The organism is Mogibacterium kristiansenii (genome assembly GCF_009695905.1).
Classification (GTDB): Bacteria; Bacillota; Clostridia; order Peptostreptococcales; family Anaerovoracaceae; genus Mogibacterium_A; species Mogibacterium_A kristiansenii.
In genome coordinates, this window is sequence record NZ_VUNA01000032.1 from 1 (window position 1) to 4,371 (window position 4,371).

Sequence of the window (4,371 nt, forward strand, 5' to 3'; positions counted from 1 at the left end):
AAGATCGCAGGGCTCACGGCGGACCATTAGCCTGTAGGTAACCAATCCACGAATAACAGAGTGGCCACATGCCGGGAACTGTTAAATCAAAGCTCTTTCCAGATGCTGTCAAGAAAATACAAATGTGCCATGCCGAGAGAAGAAACTTTCTTGTAATCGTCTCTTGACAACGGTCACTTCATAACAGGTTTTTCTTCTCATCAATGAACCTGCAACTGGCAAGTTCACTGATGAACAAATCAGATATCTGACCATCATAGCGGCTGAGATCCAGTTCATCAATGGTCTTAGTGAATGGAAAGTTCGCCTGTTTTAATCTGCGGCGATTGTTGTTTTCCTGACGCTGCTCGTATTCAGTACGCATAAGTTCAAGCAGTAATTCTCCGAATGTACTGTTAGGATCAGCGTGATTCTGGATATTATGATAGCCCGCAAATGTAGGTATCTTAAGCTGTTTGGACAGCAGTTTTATCTGCTCATCTAAAGCGATGTTCATATCAGTTCACCTCCTTTCCGATGCGGAGTGCATCATACTGGTGGAGGTCAACAGGCCGGACAATAACAGGATCAGATATTACAGGCTTTGCTTCTGCTGTTTTAGCAGCAAAATGTTCTAAAAGATTTATGACATTATCATGCTTTTTCTGTGCTTTCAGTTCTTCCAGAACTTCCGGTGGAATGTTCTGTTTTACCGGAGCAGCATCGAAGATCGCTCTCGGCCGCTGCCTAAGCAGAGGCATGTAATGATCCAAATGATAGGAAAACAGATTTTTACCAACAAGTCTTGTATGGGTTGAAAGCAGTTCTCCCTTGTAATATATTTCTACCGTTTCCGGATAACCTTTGACGCTGACTTCATAGCCAACATATTTCACCGGAACAGAATAAGTATTTGTTTTGAATCGTACTGTAGAAAATGCGTTTACACGTACATTCATACATTTTGCGGTCTCAAAGATATATGGAGGAAGTCTGCGAAGAAAGCGCTTTTCTTCTTGAAACATTTCTCCAACAGTTGCTTTCTTACCGCGAATTTTATGATTTTCATATTTTAAGCATCTTGCCAGAAGCTCATAATTCAGGTCTTGCATATCTGTTACTTTTGGTACCGGAACACATATGTTACGGCGTGCCCAGCCAACTAGACCTTCAACAAGACCCTTTTCATGACCTTCAGCAGGATTGCAGAATACAGCATCAAAACCATAGTGAGCACTCAATGCAGAATATCCTTCCTGCATTCTGGCATGTGCACCGAAGCCTTCTTTGACTGCAACTTTACCATTGTCAAAGATGACTCTTGCAGTGGTACCGCCCAGGATGTTGAAGATATTAACGAATGCATCCAGAAAGCTCTCTTCATTTTGACGTCTGTATGCAAGAACTACAGGGCGACAGCTGTAGCATAATCTGGCACAAAACAGATTTACGACAGTTTTTTCACCATTGAGATAGACTGTGGCTTCACCCCAATCGACCTGGATCGCATCAGCAGGATCGAACTGAAGTGGAACGAATGCCTGTGGCATCTTGCCACGGATCTCATGGACAGCACGTCTGATTGTAGATTCGCCGCCTTCGAACCCTTTTTCTTCAACGAGGCGATCAAAAATTCGTCTTGCTGTATGTCGTTGTTTTTTCAACCCTTCAGCCTCATCTTCTTCGAGACATGAAGTGATGAAATCAAGTACATCTTCAGTAAGTACTGATGCTTCGCGTTCGGGAGTTTTACGTTCCCAGGGGACATTCTCGCCTTCACAGTACTTTTTAACGGTATTGCGGGAAATACCCATTGATTTGGCAATGCTGCGCTGGCTTTCGCCATTTAGATAGCGCTGTCGGATTTGTTTGTAGTCGTTCACTGAAATTACCACCTTTATCACCTCTGAACCTAAGATTAAGTTCAGAGTAATATGTAAGTGGCTCACTTTCAAGCGAGCGTTTTTACTAAAAGTGGCTCACTTTTAGATTAGCATTTATACACTGAAAAATGCCACTAGTTTTTTTCTCATAATAAAAAGCCCTTTTCTATACGTATTTTTCACAAAAAAATAGATGTATAAGATTTACATTCATCTTACACATCTCCAGGCAATCACAGTACTTGTTGTGATTTCAGGAGAAATTCTTCGCTGTACAAGAATATCCTCCCGCCAATACTTTGCAGCACCTTCGATGGATACCGGATAGCCCAGTCCATTTGCTGCCATAACTCCGGCATTCGTTCCAAGATTACTTGTAAAAGCAATCTGCAGTTTCGAAAAGTCTTTTGATCGCAATCTGTGATCCGGATATAATCCAGCCCTTCGGTGTCCACCGGTTCCATGAATAATGCAATATCTACAAGTCCTTTGTTCATCATCTCATACACTGCATCTGCTGTTGCAGTATGCAATACAATCTGAACCAGCGGGTATTTTTCTTTATATGTTTTACATATCTCCGCCAATGTCTCCACCGCTGCAAATTCACCGCATCCAATGGTTATCGTACCCTCTACAACCTCTTCTTTTCCTTTCAGTTCCTCAAGCGTCCTTTCCTCAAGATCAAGAATCTCCAAGGCACGCCTTTTTAATAAAATTCCTTCATCAGTGAGCGATATTTTCTTCCCGTTTCGAATAAATAATGTTATTCCCAGGTCCTCTTCAAATGCCGCCATTTGTCTGGATAGCGTTGGCTGAGTAATATGCAATTGTTCTGCTGCTTTTGTAAAGTTCTGCTCTTTTGCTACTGTCAGAAAATAGCGCAATAATCTTTTAATTCCATATCTTCGTATTCCTACAAATTTTTCTTGTAAAAAGTAAAACTATCGTTCTCTGATCTTCCTGACATTACGATTCATGAAGTGTCTTCCAATATGTCTATAAGCAAATGCTTTAAAGGCTGAAATTGTTTGATGATGTTCCTTCAACAGTTTATCTGGACAATCATAAACACCAAAATCCTGATTGATCCCCTCGCTCTGAATATAAGTATTGTTCCTATCAAACTCAATAATGATATTTCTGAAATCCTTGACTGCTACTCCATAACCGTCTGCAAGTACTTTTGAAGCGGGAATTCCGTCATCAATATTATATCCAAATAAAATATCATCTCTTACATAGTTGTAGATTGCCTTAATCCTTTCAAATTCACCCATTTCCTTCCACTTCATATTTTGAATAAGTTTTTGAATTGCCGGATTAGAAAAATCAACCATTCGTGTTTCCCTAAGATACTTTACCCCAGTGCCACATCCAAGATCATCATCAAACTAAATCCAAGTGCAAAGAAAAGCGTACCGATATTCGAGTGCTGTCCCTGAGACATTTCCGGAATTAGTTCTTCAACCACGACGTATAACATAGCTCCTGCTGCTAAGCTGAGTAAATATGGTAATGCCGGGATTACCAGCTGTGCAGCAAGAATCGTCAGTACTGCTCCAATCGGTTCAACGACTCCTGAAAGTACACCTTCCAGAAATGCCTTTCTCTTACTTTCACCCTCTGCCCTAAGCGGCATAGATATAATCGCTCCTTCTGGAAAATTCTGGATAGCAATTCCAAGTGATAAAGCAAGTGCACTTGTTGCTGTAATCTGTGCATTTTCGGCAAGAAATCCTGCATACATTACACCAACTGCCATACCTTCAGGGATATTATGTAATGTAACTGCCAACACCATCATCGTAGTACGGCCAAGTTTGCTTTTCGGTCCCTCTGCCTGATCAGTTCCAATATGAAAATGTGGAATCAAATGATCAAGTGCGAGTAAAAACAATATACCAATCCAGAACCCAACAACTGCCGGAACAAACGATAAAGTTCCCATATTCTCAGATTGCTTAATGGCCGGAATCAGAAGACTCCAGATTGAAGCAGCAACCATTATACCTGCTGCAAACCCTGCAAGTGCTCGTTGCAGTAACTTGCTAAGTGTTTTTCTCATAAAAAACACGCATGCTGCACCTAGCGTTGTTCCAACAAATGGAATCAGTATACCTTCAAAAACATTTATTTGCATTATATTTTCCTTCCATATATGCTCGAAAAATAATCTTTCATGCTTTCATTGTGTTAGAATTAACTAACTGTCTAGTATAAAGAAAACTGTAATTTCACACGGTTTTCTTATGCTTAAGTATATTACTTACGCAATCATATAACAACATATTTCTTTCAACAATTTGCAAAGCTGGGTGGTGGAATTTACTCTATTACATTTAGGAATTTTGAGGTCCGTAAACTTCATAATGCGTTGGTGGTGAATTGAAAAAGTAAGTTCCAGTTCAGCCAAAAAACTTTCCGCTTTGCAAAAGTAAATTCTGGTAGGGGGCTAAAATTAGAGTAAAAAGCGAAAATACCGTACAAATATGGCGAATACGGAAGG

5 protein-coding genes are annotated in these 4,371 nt (G+C 40.4%); all 5 read right to left on the reverse strand.

Translation table 11 applies throughout. The features are described 5' to 3' along the window. Positions 1-178: 178 nt before the first annotated feature. The 5 genes from FYJ65_RS09340 to FYJ65_RS09360 all read right to left on the reverse strand — a co-directional run bounded on the left by FYJ65_RS09340 (position 179) and on the right by FYJ65_RS09360 (position 4,005). Positions 179-496, reverse strand: a complete 318-nt coding sequence (locus tag FYJ65_RS09340; protein WP_154555057.1) for an ATP-binding protein — start codon at positions 494-496, stop codon at positions 179-181. A 1-nt stretch (position 497) separates the two neighbouring features. After that, entirely contained in the window at positions 498-1,862 is a 1,365-nt protein-coding gene (gene istA / locus FYJ65_RS09345; protein WP_206157391.1) for an IS21 family transposase, read from the reverse strand. A gap of 233 nt (positions 1,863-2,095) precedes the next feature. Then, positions 2,096-2,749 (reverse strand): LysR family transcriptional regulator, encoded by a 654-nt coding sequence (locus tag FYJ65_RS09350; RefSeq protein WP_331469472.1) that lies wholly within the window; start codon positions 2,747-2,749, stop codon positions 2,096-2,098. 57 nt (positions 2,750-2,806) lie between these two features. Next, positions 2,807-3,202, reverse strand: a complete 396-nt coding sequence (locus FYJ65_RS09355) for a transglutaminase-like domain-containing protein (RefSeq protein ID WP_154555060.1) — start codon at positions 3,200-3,202, stop codon at positions 2,807-2,809. Between the two features lie 20 nt (positions 3,203-3,222). After that, positions 3,223-4,005, reverse strand: a complete 783-nt coding sequence (locus FYJ65_RS09360; RefSeq protein WP_154555061.1) for a ZIP family metal transporter — start codon at positions 4,003-4,005, stop codon at positions 3,223-3,225. Positions 4,006-4,371 lie beyond the last annotated feature (366 nt).